Source organism: Bacillus sp. FSL W8-1127, assembly GCF_038006725.1.
Taxonomy (GTDB): domain Bacteria; phylum Bacillota; class Bacilli; order Bacillales; family DSM-4216; genus Bacillus_O; species Bacillus_O smithii.
Genome location: NZ_JBBOVU010000001.1, coordinates 2162418 through 2188930, shown reverse-complemented (window position 1 = coordinate 2188930; position 26513 = coordinate 2162418). Strand labels below are relative to the sequence as shown.

The following is a 26513-nucleotide window of genomic DNA, read 5'->3' as shown; positions in this document are numbered from 1 at the left end:
TTTCTATGTGCTGGTTTAGCATTTCATACGGTTGCTTTAGAAACAAATCGGGTATAAGCACCGTGCATAACCGGGCCAACATACTGATTCAATTTAAAGCCGTGTTCAATTGCTGCATGAACAAAATCTTTTGCAAAACGGACGGCTTCTTCCACTGAGCTGCCTTTTGCTAGTTGAGCTGTGATGGCGGCGGCAAAAGTACAGCCTGCACCGTGATTATAAGTGGTATCAATTTTTTCCGATTCAAATACACGGAAGTTTTGACCATCGTAGAATAAGTCAACGGCTTTTTCGTGCTGCAGCTGTTTTCCGCCTTTGATCACGACATTTTTGGCCCCTAATTCATGGATTTTCACAGCCGCTTTTTTCATATCCTCAATCGTTTTAATAGGGCCGGTTTGTGCTAATTGCCATGCTTCAAAAAGGTTTGGAGTGACAATCGTTGCACGCGGCAGCAATAATTCGCGCATCGCGTCTGTATTTTCAGGTTGAAGAACTTCATCTTCTCCTTTACATACCATCACCGGATCAATCACGACTTTATCTAAATGATATTCATCAATTTTACGGGCGGCGAGTTCAATAATGTCGACAGATCCGAGCATACCCGTTTTCATGGCGTCAATCCCGACGGAAAGAATGGTTTCTAATTGCGGTTCAACCGTTTTTACATCCACCGGAAAAACGTTATGATGCCAGTTGTTTTTTGGATCCATGGCAACAATGGAAGTAATGGCTGTCATTCCATAGACGCCCAGCTCTTGGAATGTTTTCAAATCAGCTTGAAGACCGGCTCCACCACTGGAATCCGAACCAGCAAGCGTAAAGGTTTTCTTTAAACTCATAACCCACATCTCCTTCATAGCAACGATTATGAATAGGACTAGTCTATCTTTAGAATATATTTTTCGATTAGAAAAGACAAATATGAGATACTTTTTTTGTTTATGAAGGCATATAGGAAAAAAGAATCTCCAATCGTTAAGCAGGATTTCATTATTGAATCATTTTTATTTAAAGATTTTAGAAAACAAGCCATTCTTTTTCTTTTTTTGTTCTGTAGAGGCTGGCTTCTTTTTGGATGCCCAAATCATTTCTTTGTCGACCGCGTGTTTATGAGCGACTACCAAGCCGATATCCGTTTCTGCTTCATGATTTTGGATGATGGTATAAGAAATATTTTGGTCGTTGGCCAGCCTGACATATTTGCTAATATGAGAATAGTCTATTTTTCCGTTTAAAAGCAGGCGGACGCCGGGTTTTTGGATCCATTCTTTCACTTCCGGATAGATGTCCGGCTCTTGTACTTGGCTAATCGTCAAGGCACCTTCCACGCGCTCTCGAAACGTTCCTAAAAATCGTTTTCGCTCTTCAGGTTTCAGTTCTTTTTTTCCGTATAATCCTTCTTTTAACACGTCATCGATCTTTTTTCCAACCACTGGAACCGCCTCCTAAGCTAATATTTTCAAGCCTATATTATGTTGGCTGGTTTAGTTACACCTATTCGGGATGGCTGAAAAAGGTTCAAATATCGGTCAAGATGGCCGTTTTTTCCTAAAGATAATGGATCATGAAAAGAGTCCATTTTCATCAATAAAAGAAATTTGACGATCAAGGCAAAACCCCGATGAATCTAAACGGATAGATAGGCAGGAAGTTCCAGGCGAAATGGGGATGACGAAACATGATTACCAAAAAAAGAACAGCCTGTGAAGCGCACAAGCTGCTCTTTTTCATCGCATTTCTTTATTTCCAATTATCCAGCAAAAGAACTCGGGCTGGAGAGGCATCCGTTCCTTGAATATTTAAAGGGGCCGCAATCATAAAATAGGACCCTTCTTCCACGTCCGCCAATTGAAGTCCTTCGATGACCACGATGTCTTTGTCCATCAGAGCACGATGAGTGGGGTGCTCCGGCTGAGCACGTTCTATGCCTAAGGAATCGATGCCGACACCGGCGATTCCGATTTCCGCCAAGTAGCGGGCTGCATCTTCAGCAAGATAAATGAAATCAAAATTAAATTCTTTATCAAACGAGTTTTTCGTTTTCAATAAAATAAAGTCGTCTTTTTGAATATCCGCATTTTCTACATCTGATTTCGTAATTTTTTCATGGACATGTGTCAAATCGATCACTTTGCAAGGACGAACGAGTTTTTCGATCGAGATCGTTTCAATCGTTTTTCCGTCGTTCATCATATGGAGCGGAGCATCGACATGTGTACCGGTATGTACGTCCATGCAAATTCGTGACTCCGTTACATGGCCATTTGTTTGAGTGGTAATCGATGGCTGTTTTTCCGGCTTATTTTTATAAACCGGCATTCCTTCATAAATTGGAGCAGTTATGTCAATAATTTTCAATTTTATAACCTCCTTTTCTTTTTGCACGGTTCGGTTTGACTCGTTCGGATTCCCGCTTGAAAGAGTCTTTGACGTAAAATGCCTAAGTATTGGATGGCAGTGAACGGTGGCAGTATGTGTATCCAATGGATAGGCATGACGGCAATCATCAGCGGAAAGAAAATGACCGCTGATGATTGGATTTTTATTGACAATTGTCTACATCAAGCCGATCAATAGGCCACCAGAAGAATCCGTCTTTTTCAAGCAGTTGGTCAGCTTCTTTCGGTCCCATAGAACCAGCTTCATAATTAGGGAAATGGGCGGAAGTGTTGGCCCATACTTCAGAAATTTCATCGACAAAACGCCATGAGAGGGAAACTTCATCCCAGTGGGTAAAGTTGGTCGCATCTCCCCGAATGGCATCGTATAAAAGCTTTTCGTAGGCTTCAGGCGTGTTGATGGCGTCAAAACTGTTATTTCCAAAGCTTAGTTTGATTGGAATCATGCCCGTGCTCTGACCGCTTTGTTTTGTGTTTAAATGAAGGGTGATTCCTTCCTCAGGCTGAATATGGATCACAAGCAGATTAGGGGACAATGGTTGATCCATCTTGTAATAAAGATTCATCGGGACATCTTTAAATTGGACGACAATTTTCGTTGATTTCGTAGCCATCCTTTTTCCTGTTCGAATGTAAAAAGGTACGCCGGCCCAGCGGAAATTGTCTATCATGACTTTCCCGGCTACAAACGTTTCAGTATTGGAATGAGGATCGACGTTCGGTTCTTCCCGATAAGCGACCACTTCTTTGCCATTAATGACTCCTTTTCCGTATTGGCCGCGGACGAAGTACTCGTGCACTTGATCTCCTTTTATTGGACGAAGCGCGCGCAAAACTTTTACTTTTTCGCTGCGGATTTCATCTGTTGTCAATTTAATCGGTGGTTCCATGGCAAGCAGCGCCACCATTTGCAGCATATGGTTTTGAAACATATCGCGCAGTGCACCGCTGTTTTCGTAATACCGTCCCCGTTCTTCTACTCCCAGCGTTTCGCTGGAAGTCACTTGGATGTTTGAAATGTAGCGGTTGTTCCATAATGGTTCAAACAGGGCATTAGCAAAGCGGATCGCTTCAATATTTTGCACCATAACTTTTCCTAAATAGTGGTCAATCCGATAGATCTCAGATTCGGAAAAGGCCGTTCGAATTCGTTTATTCAATTCGATGGCTGATTCTAAATCATGGCCAAACGGTTTTTCGATGACGAGACGGGTGAATCCATTAGTGTCTGTCAATCCGTCTTTTTTCAAATGTTCGGCGATCGTTCCAAAAAATTCCGGAGCCATTGCCAGATAAAAGATCCGGTTCCCTTCAAGGTTGTATTGTTCATCCAACGTTTGTGCCAACTTTTTCAAAGCAACATACGACTCTGAGTCTGACACATTATGAGGCTGATAATAAAAATGGGAAATAAACTCATCGATATTGTCCACTTTTCCGATTGAAGCAATAACGGAGTCTTTTACATGGGATTGGAAGGTTTCTTTTGACCATTCTCTTCTGGCTACGCCAATGACGGCAAATCGCTCTGATAATTTCTTTTTTCGAAATAGATGGTAAAGAGAAGGAAACAGCTTTCTCTTCGCTAAATCCCCTGTTGCACCGAAAATCATAATTAAAGTTGCTGGAGATTCTGATTGTTTCACTGTATATGACCTCACTTTTTACATCTTTTATGTAACAAAAGTTTGCTGCTGTTTAAAGGATGTTCTATGCACTGTTAGTTTTCGCCAAACAGGCTAAAACCAAACACCTCTTTTCTATTTCCAAAGCATGAACATTTTATCCTATACAGGTATTTAATTTTAGACGTTCTGACGCCTTTAGGCAACTATTATGCGCAAGGATTGCCGTGAAAAAGGAGATGGATGACGTTGTTTTAGATGGCAAAATTCATGTTTTGTTGGAAAAAGACGTGCATTTATGACAGAATGGAAGAACGGAAAACAGGTAGTTTGTTAAAAGGGTGTGAGTTGTTTGGAATTGTTGTTTTTAGGAACAGGAGCGGGTGTACCAGCCAAAGCAAGAAACGTCAGTGCCTTGGCTTTAAAACTCCTCGCTGAACGAGGAACGGTGTGGTTGTTCGATTGTGGAGAAGGAACACAGCATCAGATTCTTCGCACATCGTTAAAACCGAGAAAAATTGAAAAAATTTTTATTACCCACTTGCACGGTGATCATATTTTCGGTCTTCCGGGGCTTTTGGGAAGCCGTTCGTTTCAGGCAGGGGAGACTCCTTTGACGGTATACGGACCTAAGGGTATTGCCGATTTCTTGCGCGTCAGCTTGGAGGTCAGCGAAACGAGGCTGCGCTATCCGCTCATCATTGAAGAAATTGAAGAGGGAATCGTTTTTGAAGATGAGCAAATGATCGTGGAAACACGGCTTTTGGAACACGGGATTCCATCGTACGGGTATCGGATTACAGAAAAGGATAAACCCGGTGTTTTGCTTGTAGATAAATTAAAAGAAATGGGAATTATGCCGGGGCCTCTTTATAAAAAAATAAAAAATGGCGAAACAGTTGTGCTCGAAGACGGCCGCGTCATCGACGGAAAAGAATTTGTCGGACCTTCCAAGAAAGGAAAGGTCGTCGCCATTCTTGGCGATACCCGTCCTTGCCAAGCTGCTGTAGATCTGGCTAAGGATGCGGATATGCTTGTTCATGAAGGCACATTTTCCGCTGAAAGTGCAGAGATGGCGTATGAATATTTTCATTCGACCACGGCTCAAGCAGCTGAAATTGCCAAAAAAGCGAATGCAAAAGCGTTGTGCTTAAATCATGTCAGCTCCCGTTATCCTGTGGAGGAATGGGATCACTTGCAGAAAGAAGCGGAATCGATTTTTCAGCCGACTGTATTGGTTCATGATTTTATGGAAGTCAAAATCGAAGACATCACAAAAAAGGAAGGCTGATCTTTTAGCCTTCCTTTTTTGTGTGCGCCCGGCATGGGTGTAATCTATAGGGTGAAAGTCCCGAGCTGCGAAGGCAGAAGTAGCAGTTAGCTTAACGCAAGGGTGTCCGTGGTGACGCGGAATCTGAAGGAAGCGGGCGGCAAACTTCCGATCTGAGGAACACGAACTTCATATGAGGCTAGGTATCACTGGGTGAGTTTGCACAACAAAACAAAGCCCTTTCTGCCGAAGGTGATACAGAGTAAATGAAGCAGATGGATGGAAGGAAAGATTACACTCTTACCCGGGGAGGTCTGATGGATACGTGAAGTAGCCTTCATAACCTACTTAGTGATAAGTAGCTGAGCCATCAGAAGTCAGCAGAGGTCATAGTACGAATTGGTCTAGAACAATTCGGAAGGACTGAACAATTAAGAGAGAATAGCCCTTTGCATTCAGTGTGTCATGTTGAACACAGAAAACGTAGTACCTCACTTGAGGAAGGAAACGGTGAATCCCGTGGGGGACCTCTTGGAGGGTGGAGTGACCACTGGCATAAGAAGATAAGCTATTCACGGAAGGAAGAATAACAATGCTTTTGAATCAAATCCTGTCACGGGAGAATATGCTTTTAGCTTTACAAAGAGTAGAAAAGAACAAAGGTAGCCATGGAGTAGATATGATGCCCGTACAAAACCTACGTCAGCACATAGTCGAAAACTGGATATCCATTAAAGAAGCTATTCTCAAGGGTACCTATGAACCAATGCCTGTTCGAAGAGTCGAAATCCCGAAACCTGATGGCGGTGTTCGGTTACTAGGTATTCCAACCGTAACAGACCGTTTGATTCAACAAGCAATTGCCCAAGTATTATCGAGGATATATGACCCTATGTTCTCCGAACATAGTTATGGGTTTCGTTCAAATCGAAGTGCTCATGACGCAGTTAGGAAAGCAAAAGGCTATATCAGAGATGGTTATAGATGGGTAGTAGACATGGATTTAGAAAAGTTCTTCGATCGAGTGAATCATGACAGGCTGATGAGTACATTAGCCAAGACTATTAAAGAAAAGCCACTATTGAAGCTAATCCGCAAATATCTACAAGCTGGTGTCATGATTAATGGTGTGGTATCTAGGACAGAAGAAGGGACGCCGCAAGGTGGCCCCCTAAGCCCTTTACTTTCGAATATTGTACTAGATGAACTAGACAAAGAATTAGAGAAAAGAGGGCATAAATTTGTTCGTTATGCCGATGACTGTAATATTTACGTGAAGTCAAAACGGGCTGGTGAAAGAACCATGGCTAGTGTCAAACGATTTATTGAGGGAAAACTTCGTCTAAAAGTCAACGAGAAGAAATCTGCGGTTGACCGACCATGGAAACGAAAGTTTCTAGGATTTAGTTTTACACCTTCAAAAGAGCCAAAAGTTCGGATTGCCAAGCAAAGTCTAAAACGAATGAAGAAAAAGGTGCGAGAAATCACGTCAAGAAAAATACCATACCCAATGGAATATCGGATTAAGAAACTTAACCAATATCTACTTGGATGGTGTGGATATTTTGCATTAGCAGACACAAAGAGTATCTTTGAAGATTTGGATGGCTGGATTCGACGAAGACTCCGGATGTGTTTATGGAAAAACTGGAAGACCTCAAAGACCAGGATACGCAACCTCATAAAACTAGGAGTTCCTGAATGGAAAGCTTATGAATGGGGGAACAGTCGTAAAGGTTATTGGCGAATCTCAAAAAGTCCCATATTACACAGAACCCTTGGAAACTCCTATTGGAGTAACCAAGGGCTTAAAAGTCTACAGAAACGTTATGAATTCTTGCGTCATTTATCTTGATTGAACCGCCGTATACGGAACCGTACGTACGGTGGTGTGAGAGGACGGGGGTTAATCACCCCCTCCTACTCGATTGGATAAAAGAGGATGAGATCTTTTTACCAGCCTCGGCTGTATTGAACAGGTGCTTCGATTGCAGCATTTAATTCTTTTGCAGCTTTGCGTGGCCAATAAGGCTCGCGAAGCAATTTGCGTGCGAGGAAAACAAGATCGGCGCGATCATTTTGCAAGATTTCTTCGGCTTGAATGCTGGAAGTAATCAAGCCTACTGTTCCAACTGGTATCCCGGCTCCGTGTTTAATTTTTTCCGCAAATGGTACTTGATAGCCCGGATAAGCATGGATTTTGGCCGGAACGACTGCTCCAGAGCTGACATCGATTAAGTCCACGCCTTGTTCTTTTAATTGTTTAGCAATTTCCACGTAGTCGTCAGGGGTTAATCCTTTTTCGTGGTAGTCGTTAGCCGATACCCTTACAAACAAAGGACCATCCCAGACTTCTTTCACCGCTTTGATCGTTTCTATTAGAAAACGCAAGCGGTTTTCCGCTGAACCACCATATTCGTCCGTCCGCTTGTTGGACAGCGGGGAAAGAAATTGGTTGATTAAGTATCCGTGCGCCGCATGGATTTCAATTACGTCAAAACCGGCTTCTTTGGCCCGTCTTGCTCCTTCTTGAAAGGCGCGAATCGTTTTTTGTATATCTTCTTTTGTCATTTCTTTCGGCGTTTTGGATGTTTCGTTAAAGGCAATCGCTGACGGCGCATAAATATCGCCTTCCAAATCGGCTTTTCTGCCCGCGTGCCCTAATTGAATGCCGATTTTGGCTCCATGTTTTTGGACCATGGAAACAAGTTTGGCAAAGCCTTCAATATGGTCGTCGCTCCATATGCCCAAATCTTTAGGAGAAATTCTTCCTTCCGGCAACACGGCAGTCGATTCTACTATGATTAATCCGACTTGGCCGACTGCCCGAGTTGTGTAATGGACATAATGCCAGTCTTCCAAAAAACCTTGTTGATTTTCAGCCGAATACATGCACATCGGTGACATGACGATCCGGTTTTTGAAGGTTACATTTTTCACCGTATACGGTTCAAAAAGTTTTACTGCCATTTTATCTCCTCCTTTTTGACGCACTTTTCATTATAACAATTTTTTTCATTGATTATAAATAATCTGATTTTCCCGATCGACATAATCCAATAAGCCTAAAAGAAAAGGGCGTAATCCTTTTTTGACGGATCAGCCCTTTAAGAGAAAACATCCTCAGTATTGCAAGAATGAAAGGCAGCAGTGACTTTACCGGTTGGATATTTGTTTTAGAAAAGGAAGTCCCAGTTTTTTGGATTGAGCAGTCGCGGCTTTGATGCAATCGATCACAGCTTCTCTCATTTGTCTTTCTTCCAAGACGCGCAGGCCGGCTTCAGTGGTGCCGCCGGGACTGGTCACTGCTTTGCGCAAATCTTCTGCTTTTTGTCCGGTTGTCGAAAGCATTTTCGCTGCTCCTAATAAAGTTTGGATGATCAACGGTTTGGCGGTATCTTCATCCAAGCCGATTTCAGCGGCTGCTTTTTCCATCGCTTCTACCAGATAATAAATATAAGCAGGGCCGCTTCCTGATAAACCGGTTACGGCATCAATCTGATCTTCTTCTACGATGGCCGTTAAGCCAATGGCTGAGAAAAGATTCAAGGTGTATTTTTGCTGCTGCTCCGTTACATGGCGGTTCAATACGATTCCAGTTGCTGATTGCCCGATTGCGGCTGAAGTATTAGGCATTGCGCGGACGACGGCGCAAGGAATTTCCAACGTTTCCTCAATAAAAGAGATGGATACACCGGCAAGCACGGAAATAACAAGTACAGTGGAAGGAACGTGAGGCTTGATCGCTTCCAGCGCCTCTTTGGCGTCTTTTGGTTTCATAGCCAAGATGACGACATCGGCTTCCCGTAAAGCTTCGTCAAGGCGGTCCCGGCCACAAGAGGAAATGCCGTACTTTTCCTCTAATTCTTGCAAACGTTTTTGGTTGGATCGATTTGTCACAATTACTTCTTCTTTTATCAGTGCCTTTTGGCTGAGTCCGCCGGCAATGATGGCTTCTGCCATAGAACCGGCGCCGATAAAGACGACTTTCATGTTGTTTTCCTCCTTTAGAACGTTTTTAGTCAAGAGCAGATGATGGGAATATTTTTTGCTTTTTTCTATTTCAAATAAAAAAACCTTTCATCCTTTAAAAGGACGAAAGGGAATCTTCCGTGGTACCACCTTTATTTGCAAATGGAATCATTTGCACGCTCGTTTCCGTTAACGCGGGATAAACGGTCAAGTATCTTGACAGCTCATAAGGTAGGTTCAATAGAAAAGAGGATGATGAAGCTTCGCAGCCCAGGAGCTTCACTCTCTTACATCATTTTCTATTTACTGGCCTTATTCATTGCTTTTTGCTTCACACGATTATTACAAAATTATGCAAAAAAAAGACCTCATTGTCAAGGGCTATTTTCGGAAAAAACTGACGATTAGAAGCGCTTTTGAATGAAGAAAACAGCACTTTTGCCACGGTTCCCAGCCAATGATTATGTATGAAAAGTTGTTTCCAACGCCCTTAGACATTCTAAACATTTTGTGTTTTATTGAGCGGAAAAATGGTATGATGATGGGTAGCAATCCTGCCATATTTCCTTATGGAGGTGAAGTATTTTATGAATCCGCGGATTCACGGAAAAAACGTGGTGATAACCGGCGCTTCAAGCGGGATCGGCGAACAGATGGCGATCAAAGCGGCAGAAAGCGGGGCTAATCTTGTGCTGCTTGCTCGTCGGGTAGAAAAGCTGGAGGAACTGAAGTCTTTTCTTGAATCCCGCTATTCCAATAAAGTGTGGATCCATTCTTTGGACGTCTCTGAACGGGAAAATGTTGAAGCGGTTTTTTTGGCTATTTTTGCAGAGGCCGGAAAGATAGATGTTTTAGTCAATAATGCTGGTTTCGGGATTTTTGAAGAAGCCCATCTTGCCAAATGGGGAGACATTGAAAGGATGTTTGCTGTCAATGTGCTCGGATTAATTTCCTGTACCCAAATGGTGATTGAGCATATGCAAAAAAATCGTTCCGGCCATATTGTTAACATCGCCTCTCAGGCCGGGAAAATCGCAACGCCCAAATCGAGCATTTACGCGGCGACAAAACATGCCGTTCTAGGGTTTTCCAACAGTTTGCGAATGGAGCTTTCTACATACGGCGTCTTTGTGACAACGGTTAACCCCGGGCCGATTGCGACCAACTTTTTTGAAATTGCTGATCGTTCCGGCACTTATGTGCAAAATATCCAACGCTTTATGTTGAAGCCGGAAAAAGTGGCCGAAAAAGTGGTGGCTGCCATGCTCACGAATACCCGCGAAATTAATCTTCCAAGATGGATGAACGCCGGAAGCGTTTTTTATACGCTGTTTCCTCGGCTTGTAGAAAAGGTTGGCAAAAACGCATTTTTTAAAAAATAGTTTCTTCAAAGGCTGGCTCTAGAAAGGGCTGCCTTTTTCTTTTTGAAAATATTAGAAGCGGATTGCGGTTGAAAGCCTCTTGAATTAGGGGAGGATCGCTTTTTACTTGGTTATATATTCGTAAACCACATCTTCCGTGATTTCATGCAGTTCTCCTTTCTCGGATTTCTGCCTGATCATCACTTCTTTTGCAAGATCTTTCAGTTCCTTATCGGTCAATTCCGGACTTTTATATTGCTGCAGTTTTTTTTGAATCATAAGGATAATCATCTTTTCCATCTATCTATCACCTGCCTTTATCCCGTATCCGACGGATCAATTCCTTTGATTATTATAAACCGAATTTGGCAATTATTAAGTGGTTTTCCATTGAAAATAAATTGATGCAGAACGTATATTCCCCTAGAATAAAGAATATATTAGAACAAACGTTCGCTAACAAAGGGGTGGCAAAAGCGAATGAATGATTTGGCGCTTCCAAAGGAAAATATTCTTTGTATCGATATTAAAAGCTTCTATGCCAGCTGTGCGGCTGTCATGCACGGCTTGAATCCGCTGGAGTGCTACTTGGCGGTCATTAGCGATAAAGAAAGGAAGGGAAGCCTCGTTCTGGCTGCTTCTCCAAAACTGAAAAAAGAATTTGGCATCCGCACCGGTTCTAGGTTGTTTGAAATTCCGGATGATCCGAGGATTGTGTTGGTTGAGCCGAATATGGAAACGTATTTACGCATTTCAACGGAAATTACGAAAGTCTTTAATCGATACGTTCCGAAAGAATCCATTCAAACGTATAGCGTGGACGAAAGTTTTGTAAAAGTGGATGGAGCTTTTCATTTGTGGGGAGACAGCGAGACGATCGCCAGAAAAATAAAGGATGATCTTGAAAGGGAGTTTCAATTGCCTGCTGCGATTGGAATCGGCTCCAATATGCTTTTGTCAAAGCTGGCTTTGGATTTGGAAGCGAAAAAAACGGGAATTGCCAGATGGACATATGAGGATGTTCCCGAAAAATTGTGGCCGGTTTCTCCTTTGAGCAGTATGTGGGGAATCGGAAAACGACTGGAGAAAACGCTCAATCGCATGGGCATCTTTACGGTCGGACAGCTGGCGAACTACCCATTAGATGTACTGAAAGCCAAATTTGGCATCATGGGAGTTCAGCTTTACTACCATGCTTGGGGAATTGATTTGTCCCATATTGGCGCTCTTGTTTCTGAAAATCAGAAAAGTTTCGGAAACAGTCAAATTTTGCTGAAAGATTATACAAGAGAAGAAGACATTCAACACGTATTGTTGGAGATGTGTGAAGAAGTAGCCAGAAGAGCAAGGGAACATAAAAAAGTCGGAAAAACGATCAGTCTTAGCATTGGGTTTAGCCATAAAGAAAACGGAGGAGGCTTTGCCCGTTCCCGGACGAGGGAAGAGCCGACGAATTCCACAATGGAACTGTACGAAACGTGCTTGGCATTATTCCGCGAACATTACAACGGCCAGACCGTAAGGCAAATTTCTGTTTCACTCTCTCATTTGTCCGATGACGGCGAATTACAATTAAGTTTATTTGAACCAAATCGTTGGCGACAAAAACAGCTGGGCTATGTCGTCGACCGCTTGCGTCGGAAATACGGATCCCATATTTTGCTTAGGGCCGTTTCTTATACCGAAGCAGGAACATCAAGAAGGCGCGCTCGATTAATGGGCGGACACAAAATATAGAAAGAAGGGGTTGTCATGATCAAGGACAGAGGAAATATAAAATGGACATCCATGATGCTTCCTGAACATGTGGAAATGCTGCGCCAATGGGTAAAAGAAGATCAAGCGGAACCGCAGAAAGAACTGGATGAGCAGCAGCTTGAATTTTTAAACGAGGCGCTGCTTGAAGCGATGGAATTTCATCATACTGTTACGATCACCTATTACTCTCACCGCCGCTATCAACAAATAACCGGTATAATCCATTCCTGCAACGAACAGGAACAAACCCTTCATTTGGCAGATCACACCGGAAAAGTTCACTCTATCCCACTCAATACGATTATTGATATATACTGATAAGAGAAGTCCTCCATCCAAATGCTCTTTCAGCAGAAAACGGTTATGGATTTTCGTGAAAGATCATTTTGCAAATGAGTTGAAAGCGGAGGTTGAATGGATCCGAAACGGGAGCACGCCTCCACTTGAAAGAAAGGGGAAAAAACGATGAACATCACCATAACGGAAAAAGCTGCAGAAGCTTTAAAACAAAAAATGAAAACACCATCCAGTTACATCAAATTGCATTATGACACAGAAGGATGCGGCTGCTCTGTCGACGGTGTGCCCGTTTTATGGCTGGTCGATTCCAAGAATCAAGAAGATGAAGTAGTCGAAACCAATAAATATCCTATTTTAGTGGAAAAATCCAAAAAACTCTTTTTTGATGATTGCTTAACGCTTGATTGGAATCCAAACGGCACATTTCAATTAAAAAGTGCGAACGAGATTTTAAATGGTTGGATGACGTTTGTGGATAAGACAGGTCGAGATTAACGGGAAAAGAGGGTCTTGCAGTCAAGATGAAAGAGTTAAAGCGGGAGGCCGACAGTATCGTGCAAAAACTCCCGGACCACATTTTCATATTCTTCCGGATTTTCGAGATAGGAACGGGCGTGGGCTCCTTTTTTAGCCAAATACAATTTTTTAGGCCCTTTTTTCCGTTCATATAATTCTTTTGACATATCCGGAAGAATATAATCGTCTTCTTCGCTATGGATAAATAAGACCGGATGGCGAATAGCACTGACCGCGGCAAGGGGAGAAATCGATTTTAAAGAAAAACCATCCCGCCATAATACCAACCATTCCGCAAGTTGAACAAGGGGCTTAGGGGCAAATCCTAATTCTTGTTTCATTTGGCGGGCGATTTGTTTGCGAAAATCAGAGAAAGGGCAGTCAGCGATATAAAAATCGGCGCGGTCTTCAATCTCGCCTGCGTATAAAAGCGCGGTCGCGGCGCCCATCGATTCGCCGTGGATCCCGAAATAGACGCCGTCGCCTTCCCGCTTGATCAGCTCATCTACTACGGCTTTTAAATCATGCTTTTCATAAAATCCATAGCTAGTCGTTTTGCCGCCCGATTCTCCATGGCGGCGGTGGTCGTAAATCATGCCGTTGAAACCAAGTTTTAAAAATAAATTCAAATATTTGATTGAACTGATTTTATTTTCTGTCACACCGTGGCAAAAGATCATAAATTTTTTATGAGGATACGGGCGGATCAAGACTGCTTTTAACGAATAACCAAATGGCGACGAAATCCAAAACTCTTCTTTTGGCAGCCGATTAAATTCCTCAGGGTGAAACTGTTTTGCATCCATTTCCCGTTTTAAAATGAACGGATCATCCTTTTTCTTTATGTATAAAAGGCGATTGGAAAAATAATATCCAACACCTGCAGCCGCAGCCAAACAAGCAGTTAATCCCGATTTCCATTTCTTCATTTTTCATCCCTCCCTAAGGTTGAACTAAGTATAGCAGATTCCCTGCACTGCCGGAAGTGATGCTGTCGGGGAAAGAAAATCGATATAGCAAAGTGAAAATCTTTTGTTTGAAAGCCGAATTCGGTATGATGAAAGAAAGAACAGAAGAAAGGAAGTTCGTCATGAGAAAGGCAAAGGAAAAGAAAGTCGATCAAGAATCCCAGCTAACATTAAAAGACGCTCTCAATGAAGAAATATTAAAGCAGCTAAAGATGACGCAAAAAGAACTTGAAAAGCAGGAAGAAATGAAGAAAAAAGCAGAAGCAGAAAAAAAGCGCGAAGAAAGAAAAAGAAGAGAAAAAAATAAAAGTTTTGAAGAATTGCTGAATGAAAGCCGATTAGATTGGAAGAATTTTAAATAAAATTCCTGCCTGCACACGGCTGGCAGGCCGATCATTCCTCAACGGAAAGGAAGCGGGAATCTGCGAGATTGGCCGTTGCTTCCTTTCTTGCTGAAAAGTACATAACATGAATCAAATCAGGATATTGAAAGGGATTAAAGAGAGGCCGCGCAAAAATCTTCCACGCCTCCCCTTGAGGTTTAGCGGTGCTGTTCGTACAGGTCAGTTTTGGTCATCTTTTTTAAGAAAGAGTATTCTTCTTCAGAAAGCGGCGGACGATTAACAGCCCGAACATTTTCTTTCAGTTGTTCAACAGAGCTGGCTCCGACAACGACAGCAGCCACTGCGGGATGGGATAAGTTGAATTGAAGAGCAACCTCCGTTAGAGTCCGAGTGTTTTGAAAATAGTCTTCGATTGACGATAGGAGGTTTTTCAATTCCGGATAGGAATAATTTAAGTATCCGGAGTCATCTGCTTTTTCGCGCCAGCGTGTGCTCAGCAGTCCTTTGGCAACAGGGCCGCGCGTGACGACGCTGATTTGATGTTCGTGCAGAAGCGGAAGAGCTTCTTCTTCCGGTCTCCGGTCTAAAAGATTGTATTGCATCATGACGCTGACAATGTCAGAGTGTTTGACGTATGCGCGAATCACATTCGGACGGATGGAGGAAATGCCGTAATGCCGGATGATTCCTTCTGCTTTCAGCTCCTCAAAAGCTTCAATGGTCTCTTCTATCGGATCGTCGATCGTTCCTCCGTGCAATTGATAAAGGTCGATATAATCGGTGCCTAAACGGCGAAGGCTGTCTTTCACTGCTTCTTTTATATAAGATTTGCTGGGGTCCCAATGCCAGCTGTCTTTTTTATCATTCCAGCGGTTTCCCACTTTTGTTGCGATGATCACTTGATCTCGCACACTTTTTAACGTTTGTCCGACTATTTTTTCGTTTTCGCCGTAATCATATAAATCGGCCGTGTCAAAATAATTGACTCCTTCATCAAGAGCTGCTTCTATAATCGTTCTTGCTTGTTTTGCATCGGTGCCTAAAGACATGCATCCCAGCCCTAATTTGCTGACCATAAGAGCGGAACGGCCCAGCTGTCTTTTTTCCATGGTATATAACACCACCTTTTTCTTTTATAATATCGAATCGAGAAAAGAGAAGACAATGTTCTTTTTAGAGTCGCTTTTTCAGCAATTCTGTTACCCATATATGATGTTTGGCGTATTGTTTTAGCATAGAGCAAATTTCCCGCGCTTTTCCTGTCAGTATGAGTCTTTCTTCTCCTATGTACACTCTCATTTTCTATCCTCCCGGTACCGCTTATTTCCGCAAAATGTGGAACAGCAGCAGCCAAATCCTCCACACCGTTTTTGTTTATTTAGAGAAATGTGTTTGTTTCCATAGTGATGTCATTTTGGAAAGTTTCCGATTTTTAGCCGATATCAAGAAAACACCACAGATCGGTAATCGCTTTATGGTACACTTTATGATGGGAAAAGCAGAATAGAACAAAGGGGTCCATGAAAAGAGGAGTGGTGAAAATGTCGCGTTTGGAAGAAAAAACATTGTCAACGGAACCCATTTTTGAAGGAAAGATTATTAAAGTTCAAGTAGACGAAGTGGAACTGCCGGATGGAAAACGATCGAAGCGGGAAATTGTCAAGCATCCCGGAGCCGTAGCCATCCTTCCTATTACACAAGATGGAAAGATTGTGATGGTGGAACAATACCGAAAGCCGTTGGAACGGACGCTTGTGGAAATTCCGGCGGGAAAACTGGAACCGGGGGAAGACCCGGAACAAACTGCTCACCGGGAATTGGAAGAAGAGACCGGCTATGTATGCGAAAAATTAACCCATATTATTTCATTCTACACGTCACCGGGATTTGCAAATGAAATCGTTCATCTGTATTTGGCAGAAGGATTAAGCAAAAAAGAGAATGCCAAAGCCGCTGATGAAGATGAATTTGTGGAATTGATGGAAATGACTTTGGAGGAAGCAGAACAATATATAAAAGAAAACAAAATAGCAGATGCGAAAACGGTTTATGCGATACAGTATTTGAAATTAAAAAAAGGCCATCGTCTCTGAACCTATCGCGAATCTTCCAAAAGAAATAATAAAAAAGCAAACACCATCGAGAAGCTGGCCGAAAGTTAGGTGAGCTTCTTTTTAAACTTTTTCTTAAAGATATGGACGTTGTCGGACGTTTTTTAGCTTCTGATGACTCAGGACGCTTTTGGGGTATAAAACAGAATGGGACAGCATACAGTGTAGTAACTAAATTTAGGAGGAAAACATATGCAGAAAAAGACCACGTCCCATTCTATCGTTCAACATGTACAAGCCAATTCCTCAATTTATTTGTTTATCATGACGCTTTTTCTGATGGGGATCGTATTTGGCGCGGTGATTGTCAACAGCCTTTCGTACGTCCAAAAAGAAGATTTGTTTTATTATTTGCAGCGGTTTTTTGGACAAGTTTCCAAAGGAAATATCGCTGCGAGCGAAGACCTTTTTCAGCAAAGTTTTTGGCATAATTTAAAATATTTAGGGCTTATATGGGTGCTTGGCATTTCCATTATCGGCTTGCCGTTGATTTTTATATTCTTGTTTATGAAAGGAATTGTCGTCGGCTTTTCCGTCGGTTTCTTAGTGAATCAGATGGGCTGGAAGGGATTCTTAGTTAGTATTGCGGCGGTGCTTCCTCAAAATTTGTTTATCATACCCGCTTTTATTTTAATAGCGGCATCCGCTGTCGCGTTTTCTTTGCAATTGATCAAAAAAATCTTCGTCCATCAGTCAGGGCATTTTCCTATTTTGCCGATGTTTTCGCGATATGTGATCTATTTTATCATTGCGGTTGGGATCGTGACCATCGCGGCAAGTGTCGAAGCTTACTTATCGCCTAGCTTAATGAAAATGGTATTAAAATAATGATTATTAAAAAAGAATATCTTTTGCTATCAAATGAAAATGATTTTATTTTGCTTATTCCTCCCTTTTTGTTATAATAAGAAAGACATCGGCTAGGGAGGGAAAACATAAATGGAAAGCCGAATTGAACGAATCAAAAAACAATTACATTCCGCAAGTTATAAACTAACACCACAGCGGGAAGCGACGGTTCGGGTGCTATTGGAAAATGAAGCCGACCATTTAAGCGCTGAAGATGTTTACCTCCTAGTGAAAGAAAAATCACCAGAAATAGGGCTTGCGACTGTTTACCGAACGCTGGAACTTTTAACGGAATTAAAAGTGGTAGACAAAATCAATTTTGGCGATGGCGTCTCCCGATACGATCTTCGGCAAGAAGGGGCAGCCCATTTCCATCATCACCTTGTCTGTATTGAATGTGGAGCAGTGGATGAAATCCAAGAAGATTTACTGGAAGAAGTAGAAGCGATCGTTGAAAAACGCTGGAAATTTAAGATTAAAGACCATAGGCTTACTTTTCACGGCATTTGCCATCGTTGCCAAGAAAAAGCGGAAAAAGAAAATCGTGAAAAACAGCATGCCAACTAAAAACCTTCATTATTTGGAAGGTTTTTTTATTTTCTCCATAAAATTTCAAGAATGATGTATAAACCTCCGTAAAATCGTCATAGCCTGTAATAAAAACGATTTGTTTTTTTGGCGAGACAAGCTATGGTCCGGGAGGCATGTGAATGTTTCGAACGATTTGGCAGACAATTAAAGTGTTTCTACTTTTTACAGGATGCACGATTTTCTTTTACTATGGTATTATATGGATAAGTCAAGAGTATCAAACGAATCATCGATACGAAAAGCCAAAAGGTTCCGCGGTCAAAGTTTTTCAATCCGTGGAAGATAATCATGTTCATTGGCAAGATCGATTGCTACTTTTTTATCATGATGGGGAGTAATGGGCTGTGAATGACTATTTACAAGATTTTCTTCACTTTTTAATTGTGGAAAAAGGATTGGCCAAAAACACAATCGTTTCTTATGAACGGGATTTGAAAAGCTATTTGCATTACTTGCAAACGGTGGAGCAAATCACCGATGTGAATCAGATCACTAGAATTCATATCATTCAATTTCTTAACCACTTGAGAAAAGAAGGGAAATCCGCCAAAACATTGGCAAGGCATGTTGCTTCTCTTCGCTCCTTTCATCAATTTTTATTAAGAGAAAAAATGGCGGATCAAGATCCTTCTGTTCATATAGAATCCCCTCATCTTGAACGTTCCCTGCCGAAAGTGCTGACATTGTCAGAAGTGGAGGCGCTTCTAGAGGCTCCGGATAGATCTAAGCCCTCGGGATTGAGAGACGCGGCCATGCTGGAGCTGCTTTATGCTACCGGGATACGCGTGAGCGAGCTGGTAAATTTGAATTTAGACGACCTTCATCTCACAATGGGATTTTTGCGCTGCATTGGAAAGGGAAATAAAGAAAGAATTATTCCGGTCGGAAAAACGGCTCTTCATGTACTGGATCAATATTTGCAATACGGCCGTCCGAATATGCAATCAAAAAAATATCGGACAGATGCCTTATTTTTGAATCATCATGGAAACAGGCTGACAAGGCAAGGGTTTTGGAAAATTTTAAAAGGTCTGGCCAAAAAAGCGAATATTGAAAAAGAATTAACCCCCCATACGCTAAGGCACTCTTTTGCCACTCATTTGCTGGAAAACGGAGCCGATTTAAGAGCTGTACAGGAAATGCTGGGGCATGCGGATATTTCCACTACTCAAATCTATACCCATGTCACCAAAACGCGTTTGCGGGAAGTGTATTCCAAATTCCATCCGAGAGCGTAAATAACCGGTCAACCTCCATTACAAGTTGTTTTTGAAAACGGGCATAGGTTAAAATGTAAGTAGACTTGGTGGCAATGAAGAGAAACCGAGGAAGCCGGTCTTTATGAAAATGAGGAAGAAACTGCTGGATAAAGAAATGAAATCGTTTTAAAAAGGGGGCTCTTGATCCGAAATCGATTGATTAAAGCGGGTGGAAACCTGATCGACCGGTTTTCGATCAAGTCATGACATCGATGGATAAGGAGGTTGTACAGGTGGAAAAAGGTACATATAAACGTGTTCATTTAATCGTGATGGATTCTGTAGGAATAGGGGAAGCTCCCGATGCTGAAAAATTTAACGATAAAGGCGCAGATACGCTTGGACACATCGCAGAGCGTATGAATGGCTTGAACATGCCGAATATGGCGAAGTTGGGCTTAAGTAATATAAGACCGTTAAAAGGAATTCCAAAAGCAGAAAAACCGCTGGCTTATTATACAAAGATGCAAGAAGCATCAAAAGGAAAAGATACGATGACAGGGCATTGGGAAATCATGGGGCTCCAAGTTGACAAGCCTTTTAAGGTATTTCCGAATGGATTTCCCGAGGAATTAATTCGCCAATTGGAAGAAAAAACAGGTCGGAAAGTGATTGGAAACAAACCGGCTAGCGGTACGGCCATTATAGAAGAACTGGGAAAAGAACATATGGAAACCGGGGCTTTGATTGTTTATACGTCTGCAGATCCGGTTTTACAAATTGCCGCCCATGAAGAGATTGTACCGTTGGATGAGTTATATAAAATTTGCGAAATTGCCCGAGAGTTGACGTTAGATGAAAAATATAAAGTGGGACGGGTGATTGCACGCCCATTCATCGGTGAACCGGGCCATTTTACTAGAACGTCCAATCGCCATGACTATGCGTTAAAGCCATTTGGCCGTACTGTTATGAATGAATTGAAAGACAGCGGCTTCGATGTCATCGCGATTGGGAAAATTTCTGATATTTATAATGGCGAAGGGGTGACCGAAGCCATTCGGACCAAATCCAATATGGATGGAATGGATAAATTCATTTCGGTCTTTGATCAAGATTTTACCGGTTTGAGTTTTATCAACTTGGTAGACTTTGATGCTCTATACGGTCATCGCAGGGATCCGATCGGATACGGGAAAGCACTTGAAGAATTTGATGCCAGATTGCCTGAAGTATTCGACAAAATGACGGATGAAGACTTGTTGATTATCACAGCGGACCACGGCAATGATCCAATTCACCACGGAACGGATCATACACGCGAATTTGTGCCGTTGCTCGTTTACTCCAAACGTTTTCATGGAGGAAACGAGCTGCCGATCAGAAAAACGTTCGCAGACGTCGGGGCAACTGTGGCGGATAATTTCCAAGTCCGTATGCCGGAGCATGGGGAAAGCTTTTTACCCTATTTAAAATGAATGAACAGGATCAAATGGTTCTGCCCTCATGAAAGGGTATTGTACGGCAATTTCATCAGGAAAAGCATGAAAAAGCGATGGATGGAACGAAGTATAAAATAACATTGAAATCTTTCAAAAGCGGTGAGAACAGATGAGAATGGTAGATATTATTGAAAAAAAGAGAAACGGAAATGAGCTTACTACAGAAGAAATTCAATTTTTTATTAACGGCTATACAAAAGGAGAAATTCCGGATTATCAAGTAAGCTCGTTGTTAATGGCCATATTTTTTCAGGGAATGACAGAAAGAGAGCGTGCAGATTTGACGATGGCGATGGTGCGTTCCGGTGATCAAATCGATTTATCGGCGATTCACGGAATCAAGGTCGATAAACACTCTACTGGAGGAGTGGGCGATACGACGACGCTTGTACTTGGACCGCTTGTGGCTTCGGTTGGCGTACCGGTTGCTAAAATGAGTGGGCGCGGTTTGGGCCACACCGGCGGCACCATTGATAAACTAGAGTCTGTACCCGGTTTTCACGTAGAAATTGACAATCAAGAATTTATAGAACTCGTAAACCGAAATAAATTGGCTGTTATTGGGCAAAGCGGGAACTTAACGCCTGCAGATAAAAAATTATATGCTCTCCGAGATGTAACGGCTACGGTAGACAGTATCCCGCTGATAGCCAGTTCCATTATGAGCAAAAAAATCGCCGCAGGTGCCGATGCCATTGTACTGGATGTCAAAACCGGGGCGGGTGCCTTTATGAAAACAAGGGAAGAGGCGCGTCAGCTTGCGGAAGCGATGGTTCGCATCGGCAATCAAGTTGGACGTAAGACGATGGCCATCATTTCGGATATGAGTCAGCCCCTTGGCTATGCGATCGGCAACGCATTGGAAGTAAAAGAGGCGATGGATACATTAAAAGGGGAAGGACCGAAAGATTTAACCGAACTTTGTTTAACTTTAGGCAGTTACATGGTCTTGCTGGCAGAACAAGCAAATACGCTGGAAGAAGCGCGTGAGAAACTGCTTACATTCATTCAAAATGGATCAGCATTGCAAACGTTCAGAACTTTCTTGGCTGCCCAAGGAGGCGATGCTTCTGTAGTGGATCAACCGAATAAACTGCCGCAGGCAAAGTACCAAATCGACTTTCCTGCTAAGGAAGACGGTTATATAGCAGAGATGGAAGCGGACAGCATTGGAACGGCAGCAATGTGGCTGGGGGCAGGAAGAGCCACAAAAGAATCGACAATCGATCTGGCAGTGGGTCTTGTACTGAAGAAAAAAATCGGCGACGAAGTCAAAAAAGGCGAATCGATCGTCACCATATACAGCAATCGCGAAGATGTTGAAGATGTAAAAGAAAAGTTATATGAAAGCATCAAGATTTCCAAAGAAAAAGTGACGGCACCGACGTTAATATACGAAGTCATTTCAAAATAAAAACGGCTAGCATCGCTTTTATGAGGCTGGCTTCTCCCAATTCCTCAATAGACAGATCTGTCTGGGATGCGGAGAGGTCGGTCTTTTCTTTTTATTTATTTCAGGAAAACTTTGCATAAATTTTATGAAACTGGAAAAGATGGGTTTAGATAGCTTACAAAACAAATGGAGGGTAGAAAAATGAAACGATTCTTGATCGTCTTCGCGGCTTTGTTCCTATGGATATCATCTATGTCATCACTTGCTTTTGCAGAAGAAAAGCAAAAGGATGGATCAAAATCGGAACTTGCTGATGAAGCGAAATCCGCTGTTTTAATTGAAAGAGATACAGGAGCGGTTCTTTATGACAAAAACAGCCATGAACGGCTTCCTCCGGCATCTATGACCAAAATTATGACGATGATTCTCATTATGGAAGCTATACAAGAAGGGCGCCTTCATTGGAATGATAAAGTAAGAGCAAGCGAAAAAGCGGCTTCCATGGGGGGGTCACAAGTCTTCTTGGAGCCTGGTGAAGAGATGACGGTGAAAGAAATGCTAAAGGCCATCGCGGTGGGATCTGCAAATGATGCCTCTATTGCAATGGCAGAGCATATTGCGGGGAGCGAAGAAGAATTTGTGAAAATGATGAACAAAAAAGCCAAGGAGTTGGGATTGAAAGATACCAAGTTTCAAAATCCGACTGGGCTTCCGGCAAAAGGCCATTACAGTTCTGCTTACGATATGGCTTTGATGGCAAAAGAGCTGTTAAAGTACCCACAAATTACAAAATATACTGGGCTTTATGAATCCTATCTCCGTGAAAACACCGATAAAAAATTTTGGCTCGTCAATACGAATAAGCTAGTCAAACATTATCCGGGAGTAGACGGTTTGAAAACCGGTTTTACGAACGATGCGAAATACTGTTTAACTGCTACAGCGAAAAAAAATAATATGCGTGTCATCGCAGTCGTATTTGGAGCACCTACTCCAAAATCAAGAAATACACAAATTTCCAAAATGCTGGATTATGCCTTTGCGCGCTATGAAACTTCCCCGATTTACGGACAGGGAGAAACGTTGGGGCAAGTCAAAATTTCCAAAGGTAAAAAATCCAAAATTGACGCCAAAACGGCTGAAAGCGTCTCGGTTCTTATTAAAAAAGGCGAGAAATTGAATAAGCTCAAGAGGGATATACATCTGAAAAAAGATATAAAGGCACCTGTTCATAAAGGCGACAAAATTGGTGAACTCGTTTTGAAAAAAGATGGAAAAATTTTGTCCAAAACGCCGTTGATCAGCGAAGAGAATGTAGCAAAAGCCGGCTGGTGGCAATATTACAAGAAAGCGTTTAACTTATTCACAAAGGCAGAGGAATAGAACCTTTGATTTAGAAGATGGAGGTTTTTGTATAAAATCCACTGGTTCTGGCGAATAGATACTATTTTTGTCATGGAGAAGGATTCCATGATTCATAAGTCGAATTGACTCACTAGCAAAGGATTAAAGGAGGAAAACGCTGTGAGTCTTGCGATTGATATGGAAGTGAAAACGGATGTGCTCTGCATTCGATTAAGCGGCGAATTGGACCACCACACGGCTGAATCATTGAGAAAACAGGCGTCAGAAACCATCGAAGCATACGATATTCGTCATATTGTTTTGAATTTGGAGCATTTGTCCTTTATGGACAGCTCCGGACTCGGTGTCATATTAGGCAGATATAAGCAAATTCAGCAAAAACATGGTGAGATGGTCGTTTGCGCCATATCTCCATCTGTCAAGCGGCTGTTTGAAATGTCGGGACTGTTCAAAATCATTCGATTGGAACAATCAGAGACAGGCGCTTTGGTAAGATTGGGGGTAGCGTAGAATGCGAAATGAAATGAGTTTGCAATTTAGTGCTATTAGCGAAAATGAATCATTTGCTCGAGTGACGGTGGCTGCTTTTATTGCACAGCTGGATCCGACGATGGATGAATTGACGGAAATCAAAACGGTCGTGTCAGAAGCTGTGACGAATGCCATCATTCATGGATATGAAAACAATCCTGCAGGAATCATCTATATTTCTGTCGCCATTGAAGATGGCGTCGTCGACATGGTCATACGGGACGAAGGGATTGGGATAGCCAATATCGAAGAAGCTCGCCAACCTTTGTTTACAACAAAGCCTGAATTGGAACGCTCAGGCATGGGCTTTACGATTATGGAAAATTTTATGGATGAAGTCGAAGTGATCTCACAACCTGGAAAAGGCACCACGATTCGATTGACCAAACACATCGCCAACAGTAAAGCATTGTGTAACTAAGGAGTCGTGCCTATGGACGTGGAATTGAAAAAGGATAAAGGTAAACCATCCATCTTAAAAGATCATGAAGTGAAAGATTTGATCCAAAAGAGCCAGCAAGGCAATCAAGAGGCAAGAGAGCTCCTTGTCCAAAAAAATATGCGGCTAGTCTGGTCTGTTGTACAGCGTTTTTTAAACAGGGGATATGAACCGGATGATTTGTTTCAAATTGGCTGTATCGGATTATTAAAATCTGTAGATAAATTTGATTTGACATACGATGTGAAGTTTTCGACTTATGCGGTCCCCATGATCATCGGGGAAATACAAAGGTTTATAAGAGATGACGGTACAGTAAAAGTGAGCCGTTCCTTGAAAGAAATGGGAAACAGAGTACGCAAAGCAAAGGATGAATTAACGAAACGTTTGGGGCGGGCTCCTACAATCAACGAATTGGCAGCGCATTTAGATCTTTCGCCGGAAGAAATCATTATGGCGCAAGAAGCTAGCAAAATGCCTACCTCTATTCATGAAACAGTGTATGAAAATGACGGTGATCCTATTACCTTGCTGGATCAAATCGCCGATCAAAATGATGAGCAATGGTTTGATAAAATGGCGCTAAAAGAGGCGATCCGTGAATTGGATGAACGGGAAAGGCTGATTGTCTATTTGCGCTATTATAAAGATCAGACGCAATCTGAAGTGGCTGAAAGGCTGGGAATATCTCAAGTGCAAGTGTCAAGGCTTGAGAAAAAGATTTTAATTCAAATGAGAACGCACATGAATCAATCATAACGATTCATGTGCTTTTTTTTGTTCAAAATGGTTGATTTCCTATCTTGCATCAAATTCCATGGGCTTTTGCCAATGGATGGATACCATATGTTTAGGATGACTGACAGTTATTGGATTGAAAAAAATAACCAAAACGGCCCATACTATGAACAGAAACAAACTGATCGCTCAGGAAGTGGTAAAACTATGGAAAAAACAATCTACATTCGGATGAGAAACAAGCTACAATGTCCCGAGTTGCAAAAACTATTATTAAAAGATCTTGCTCAAATTATTGCTCCAGAACCGTATTTGAACACTTTGCAAAACTTGCCCATTTATCAGATTAGAAAAGAGGATAAAAATTTTATTATTATCGATGTCATCAAGGTAATTGATCAAGTTTTGAAAGTATTTCCACAGGCAGATGTTCAGACCATCGGGCCGGCTCAGACGATTGTAGAAGTGATTTATAAGAAAAAGAAAGCTTCCCCGCTCTTGTTTATCAGCGTCTGGCTGCTGTTATTTATCGGAGCGGCTTTTACCATTATGAACTTTCATGAAGATGTGAGCATGGGAAAAGTTCATAGGGAGCTGTATCGAATTATCACGGGAAAAGAGGATCAAAATCCGCTGATTTTCCAAATTCCGTACTCGCTTGGTTTAGGTGTGGGAATGATTTTATTCTTCAATCATGTCTTTCAAAAACGGATTAACGAAGAACCGAGCCCTTTGGAAGTCGAAATGTTCAATTACCAGCAAGATTTAGACCAATACATGATTGTACATGAAAACAAAGAAAGCATGAAGGAACTGAAAGATGATTAAAGAGGCGATAGCAGCCTTTGTCGGGCTTGCTGGTGGCTTATCTGTCGGAGGAGGATTCGTCGCTTTTCTAAGTGTGCTGGGAATTGTGCCGCGTCTTACTCAGCTGACGAAAACCGTCAACAAGATTAGCTATTATGAATGGGCGATCGTGCTTGGAGCATTGTTCGGATGTTTGATCAGTTTATGGAAAGTGACATATTCTTTTTTTCCGGCGTTTTTGATTCCAATTGGGCTTATGTACGGGATTTTTATTGGAATGCTTGCGGCTGCGCTGACAGAAGTCACGAACGTGTTGCCGATTTTAGCGAAAAGAATAGGCGTTGATAATCAAATCGTATCGCTATTAATGGCGATCGTGATAGGAAAAGTGGCCGGATCGCTGTTTCATTGGATGTATTTTGCCCGGCTATAGCGATAAAAAATATGTTTGTTTTGTTGATACATTGGA

30 protein-coding genes and 1 other annotated feature are annotated in these 26513 nt (G+C 42.1%); of the genes, 20 read left to right on the top strand and 10 right to left on the bottom strand.

Annotated elements, in window-relative coordinates:
* Positions 1–23 precede the first annotated feature (23 nt).
* The 4 genes from pdxK to zwf form a co-directional block, all read right to left on the bottom strand.
* On the bottom strand, positions 24–845 hold the full coding sequence (pdxK, locus tag NST12_RS10375) for a pyridoxine/pyridoxal/pyridoxamine kinase (protein ID WP_003355250.1): 822 nt from the start codon (positions 843–845) through the stop codon (positions 24–26).
* A 165-nt stretch (positions 846–1010) separates the two neighbouring features.
* Positions 1011–1439, bottom strand: coding sequence for a YueI family protein (locus tag NST12_RS10370; protein WP_341029920.1), 429 nt, complete (start codon positions 1437–1439; stop codon positions 1011–1013).
* Positions 1440–1746: 307 nt separating this feature from the next.
* Entirely contained in the window at positions 1747–2364 is a 618-nt protein-coding gene (locus tag NST12_RS10365; RefSeq protein ID WP_048623629.1) for a cyclase family protein, read from the bottom strand.
* 184 nt (positions 2365–2548) lie between these two features.
* Positions 2549–4051, bottom strand: a complete 1503-nt coding sequence (gene zwf, locus NST12_RS10360) for a glucose-6-phosphate dehydrogenase (protein WP_341101131.1) — start codon at positions 4049–4051, stop codon at positions 2549–2551.
* Positions 4052–4382: 331 nt separating this feature from the next.
* On the opposite strand from zwf, the gene rnz reads away from it, so the two are divergent.
* Positions 4383–5321, top strand: a complete 939-nt coding sequence (gene rnz, locus NST12_RS10355) for a ribonuclease Z (protein WP_040341756.1) — start codon at positions 4383–4385, stop codon at positions 5319–5321.
* A gap of 571 nt (positions 5322–5892) precedes the next feature.
* The gene (gene ltrA / locus NST12_RS10350; protein WP_003354109.1) at positions 5893–7155 is read left to right on the top strand and encodes a group II intron reverse transcriptase/maturase; all 1263 of its coding nucleotides are present in this window, start codon (positions 5893–5895) and stop codon (positions 7153–7155) included.
* A 98-nt stretch (positions 7156–7253) separates the two neighbouring features.
* Here ltrA and namA read toward each other — a convergent pair whose 3' ends face one another.
* Both namA and proC read right to left on the bottom strand, forming a co-directional pair.
* Positions 7254–8270 (bottom strand): NADPH dehydrogenase NamA, encoded by a 1017-nt coding sequence (gene namA, locus NST12_RS10345; RefSeq protein ID WP_328202683.1) that lies wholly within the window; start codon positions 8268–8270, stop codon positions 7254–7256.
* A gap of 186 nt (positions 8271–8456) precedes the next feature.
* A complete protein-coding gene (gene proC / locus NST12_RS10340; RefSeq protein ID WP_255287997.1) occupies positions 8457–9326 on the bottom strand; it encodes a pyrroline-5-carboxylate reductase in 870 nt (289 codons plus the stop codon).
* A 62-nt stretch (positions 9327–9388) separates the two neighbouring features.
* Positions 9389–9601, bottom strand: a binding site (T-box leader).
* A gap of 258 nt (positions 9602–9859) precedes the next feature.
* Between proC and NST12_RS10335 the strand changes: the two genes are divergently transcribed.
* Positions 9860–10654 (top strand): SDR family NAD(P)-dependent oxidoreductase, encoded by a 795-nt coding sequence (locus tag NST12_RS10335; protein ID WP_048623625.1) that lies wholly within the window; start codon positions 9860–9862, stop codon positions 10652–10654.
* 102 nt (positions 10655–10756) lie between these two features.
* On the opposite strand, the gene NST12_RS10330 is transcribed toward NST12_RS10335, so the two are convergent.
* A complete protein-coding gene (locus NST12_RS10330) occupies positions 10757–10933 on the bottom strand; it encodes a YqzH family protein (protein WP_003355241.1) in 177 nt (58 codons plus the stop codon).
* A 180-nt stretch (positions 10934–11113) separates the two neighbouring features.
* Between NST12_RS10330 and NST12_RS10325 the strand changes: the two genes are divergently transcribed.
* From NST12_RS10325 to NST12_RS10315, 3 genes are all read left to right on the top strand, one after another.
* Positions 11114–12370, top strand: coding sequence for a Y-family DNA polymerase (locus NST12_RS10325; RefSeq protein ID WP_327802861.1), 1257 nt, complete (start codon positions 11114–11116; stop codon positions 12368–12370).
* A 15-nt stretch (positions 12371–12385) separates the two neighbouring features.
* A complete protein-coding gene (locus NST12_RS10320) occupies positions 12386–12709 on the top strand; it encodes a YolD-like family protein (protein ID WP_270583134.1) in 324 nt (107 codons plus the stop codon).
* 147 nt (positions 12710–12856) lie between these two features.
* Positions 12857–13186 carry an iron-sulfur cluster biosynthesis family protein gene (locus NST12_RS10315; protein ID WP_048623622.1) on the top strand — a complete coding sequence of 110 codons (330 nt, stop codon included), beginning with the start codon at positions 12857–12859 and terminating at the stop codon, positions 13184–13186.
* A 35-nt stretch (positions 13187–13221) separates the two neighbouring features.
* Here the strand turns inward: NST12_RS10315 and NST12_RS10310 are convergent, their stop codons facing one another.
* Entirely contained in the window at positions 13222–14136 is a 915-nt protein-coding gene (locus NST12_RS10310; protein ID WP_048623621.1) for an alpha/beta hydrolase, read from the bottom strand.
* Positions 14137–14297: 161 nt separating this feature from the next.
* On the opposite strand from NST12_RS10310, the gene NST12_RS10305 reads away from it, so the two are divergent.
* A complete protein-coding gene (locus NST12_RS10305; RefSeq protein ID WP_003355235.1) occupies positions 14298–14537 on the top strand; it encodes a YqkE family protein in 240 nt (79 codons plus the stop codon).
* 179 nt (positions 14538–14716) lie between these two features.
* Here NST12_RS10305 and NST12_RS10300 read toward each other — a convergent pair whose 3' ends face one another.
* Positions 14717–15628, bottom strand: coding sequence for an aldo/keto reductase (locus NST12_RS10300; RefSeq protein ID WP_048623620.1), 912 nt, complete (start codon positions 15626–15628; stop codon positions 14717–14719).
* 64 nt (positions 15629–15692) lie between these two features.
* Positions 15693–15818 carry a Z-ring formation inhibitor MciZ gene (mciZ, locus tag NST12_RS10295; protein WP_082142307.1) on the bottom strand — a complete coding sequence of 42 codons (126 nt, stop codon included), beginning with the start codon at positions 15816–15818 and terminating at the stop codon, positions 15693–15695.
* A 242-nt stretch (positions 15819–16060) separates the two neighbouring features.
* On the opposite strand from mciZ, the gene NST12_RS10290 reads away from it, so the two are divergent.
* The 13 genes from NST12_RS10290 to NST12_RS10230 all read left to right on the top strand — a co-directional run bounded on the left by NST12_RS10290 (position 16061) and on the right by NST12_RS10230 (position 26477).
* A complete protein-coding gene (locus NST12_RS10290; protein ID WP_048623619.1) occupies positions 16061–16612 on the top strand; it encodes an NUDIX hydrolase in 552 nt (183 codons plus the stop codon).
* Between the two features lie 210 nt (positions 16613–16822).
* Positions 16823–17458 (top strand): stage II sporulation protein M, encoded by a 636-nt coding sequence (gene spoIIM, locus NST12_RS10285; protein WP_048623618.1) that lies wholly within the window; start codon positions 16823–16825, stop codon positions 17456–17458.
* A gap of 111 nt (positions 17459–17569) precedes the next feature.
* Positions 17570–18046: a ferric iron uptake transcriptional regulator gene (fur, locus tag NST12_RS10280; RefSeq protein WP_003355230.1), complete on the top strand. Its 477-nt coding sequence runs from the start codon at positions 17570–17572 to the stop codon at positions 18044–18046.
* A 143-nt stretch (positions 18047–18189) separates the two neighbouring features.
* The gene (locus NST12_RS10275) at positions 18190–18408 is read left to right on the top strand and encodes a YqzK family protein (RefSeq protein WP_003355229.1); all 219 of its coding nucleotides are present in this window, start codon (positions 18190–18192) and stop codon (positions 18406–18408) included.
* A 6-nt stretch (positions 18409–18414) separates the two neighbouring features.
* Positions 18415–19308, top strand: a complete 894-nt coding sequence (xerD, locus tag NST12_RS10270) for a site-specific tyrosine recombinase XerD (protein WP_003355227.1) — start codon at positions 18415–18417, stop codon at positions 19306–19308.
* 254 nt (positions 19309–19562) lie between these two features.
* A complete protein-coding gene (gene deoB / locus NST12_RS10265; RefSeq protein WP_255287963.1) occupies positions 19563–20747 on the top strand; it encodes a phosphopentomutase in 1185 nt (394 codons plus the stop codon).
* 133 nt (positions 20748–20880) lie between these two features.
* A complete protein-coding gene (locus NST12_RS10260) occupies positions 20881–22185 on the top strand; it encodes a pyrimidine-nucleoside phosphorylase (RefSeq protein WP_341101125.1) in 1305 nt (434 codons plus the stop codon).
* A 180-nt stretch (positions 22186–22365) separates the two neighbouring features.
* Complete coding sequence (locus NST12_RS10255) at positions 22366–23547, top strand: D-alanyl-D-alanine carboxypeptidase family protein (RefSeq protein ID WP_328202667.1); 1182 nt, start codon at positions 22366–22368, stop codon at positions 23545–23547.
* Positions 23548–23688: 141 nt separating this feature from the next.
* Positions 23689–24039, top strand: a complete 351-nt coding sequence (spoIIAA, locus tag NST12_RS10250; protein ID WP_003355223.1) for an anti-sigma F factor antagonist — start codon at positions 23689–23691, stop codon at positions 24037–24039.
* A 1-nt stretch (position 24040) separates the two neighbouring features.
* On the top strand, positions 24041–24481 hold the full coding sequence (spoIIAB, locus tag NST12_RS10245) for an anti-sigma F factor (protein ID WP_048623616.1): 441 nt from the start codon (positions 24041–24043) through the stop codon (positions 24479–24481).
* 12 nt (positions 24482–24493) lie between these two features.
* The gene (sigF, locus tag NST12_RS10240) at positions 24494–25258 is read left to right on the top strand and encodes an RNA polymerase sporulation sigma factor SigF (protein ID WP_003355220.1); all 765 of its coding nucleotides are present in this window, start codon (positions 24494–24496) and stop codon (positions 25256–25258) included.
* A 186-nt stretch (positions 25259–25444) separates the two neighbouring features.
* Complete coding sequence (locus NST12_RS10235; protein ID WP_040341908.1) at positions 25445–26065, top strand: stage V sporulation protein AA; 621 nt, start codon at positions 25445–25447, stop codon at positions 26063–26065.
* Positions 26058–26477 (top strand): stage V sporulation protein AB, encoded by a 420-nt coding sequence (locus tag NST12_RS10230; protein ID WP_341101122.1) that lies wholly within the window; start codon positions 26058–26060, stop codon positions 26475–26477. The genes NST12_RS10235 and NST12_RS10230 overlap by 8 nt, the downstream gene beginning before the upstream one ends.
* Positions 26478–26513: the final 36 nt, after the last annotated feature.

Coding starts and splice junctions, on each gene's coding strand:
- pdxK (WP_003355250.1), bottom strand. CDS start 845: ATGAGTTTAAAGAAAACCTTTACGCTTGCTGGTTCGGATTCCAGTGGT.
- ltrA (WP_003354109.1), top strand. CDS start 5,893: ATGCTTTTGAATCAAATCCTGTCACGGGAGAATATGCTTTTAGCTTTA.
- namA (WP_328202683.1), bottom strand. CDS start 8,270: ATGGCAGTAAAACTTTTTGAACCGTATACGGTGAAAAATGTAACCTTC.
- NST12_RS10335 (WP_048623625.1), top strand. CDS start 9,860: ATGAATCCGCGGATTCACGGAAAAAACGTGGTGATAACCGGCGCTTCA.
- NST12_RS10330 (WP_003355241.1), bottom strand. CDS start 10,933: ATGGAAAAGATGATTATCCTTATGATTCAAAAAAAACTGCAGCAATAT.
- NST12_RS10325 (WP_327802861.1), top strand. CDS start 11,114: ATGAATGATTTGGCGCTTCCAAAGGAAAATATTCTTTGTATCGATATT.
- NST12_RS10320 (WP_270583134.1), top strand. CDS start 12,386: ATGATCAAGGACAGAGGAAATATAAAATGGACATCCATGATGCTTCCT.
- NST12_RS10315 (WP_048623622.1), top strand. CDS start 12,857: ATGAACATCACCATAACGGAAAAAGCTGCAGAAGCTTTAAAACAAAAA.
- NST12_RS10310 (WP_048623621.1), bottom strand. CDS start 14,136: ATGAAGAAATGGAAATCGGGATTAACTGCTTGTTTGGCTGCGGCTGCA.
- NST12_RS10305 (WP_003355235.1), top strand. CDS start 14,298: ATGAGAAAGGCAAAGGAAAAGAAAGTCGATCAAGAATCCCAGCTAACA.
- NST12_RS10300 (WP_048623620.1), bottom strand. CDS start 15,628: ATGGAAAAAAGACAGCTGGGCCGTTCCGCTCTTATGGTCAGCAAATTA.
- mciZ (WP_082142307.1), bottom strand. CDS start 15,818: ATGAGAGTGTACATAGGAGAAGAAAGACTCATACTGACAGGAAAAGCG.
- NST12_RS10290 (WP_048623619.1), top strand. CDS start 16,061: ATGTCGCGTTTGGAAGAAAAAACATTGTCAACGGAACCCATTTTTGAA.
- spoIIM (WP_048623618.1), top strand. CDS start 16,823: ATGCAGAAAAAGACCACGTCCCATTCTATCGTTCAACATGTACAAGCC.
- fur (WP_003355230.1), top strand. CDS start 17,570: ATGGAAAGCCGAATTGAACGAATCAAAAAACAATTACATTCCGCAAGT.
- NST12_RS10275 (WP_003355229.1), top strand. CDS start 18,190: ATGTTTCGAACGATTTGGCAGACAATTAAAGTGTTTCTACTTTTTACA.
- NST12_RS10260 (WP_341101125.1), top strand. CDS start 20,881: ATGAGAATGGTAGATATTATTGAAAAAAAGAGAAACGGAAATGAGCTT.
- NST12_RS10255 (WP_328202667.1), top strand. CDS start 22,366: ATGAAACGATTCTTGATCGTCTTCGCGGCTTTGTTCCTATGGATATCA.
- spoIIAB (WP_048623616.1), top strand. CDS start 24,041: ATGCGAAATGAAATGAGTTTGCAATTTAGTGCTATTAGCGAAAATGAA.
- sigF (WP_003355220.1), top strand. CDS start 24,494: ATGGACGTGGAATTGAAAAAGGATAAAGGTAAACCATCCATCTTAAAA.
- NST12_RS10235 (WP_040341908.1), top strand. CDS start 25,445: ATGGAAAAAACAATCTACATTCGGATGAGAAACAAGCTACAATGTCCC.
- NST12_RS10230 (WP_341101122.1), top strand. CDS start 26,058: ATGATTAAAGAGGCGATAGCAGCCTTTGTCGGGCTTGCTGGTGGCTTA.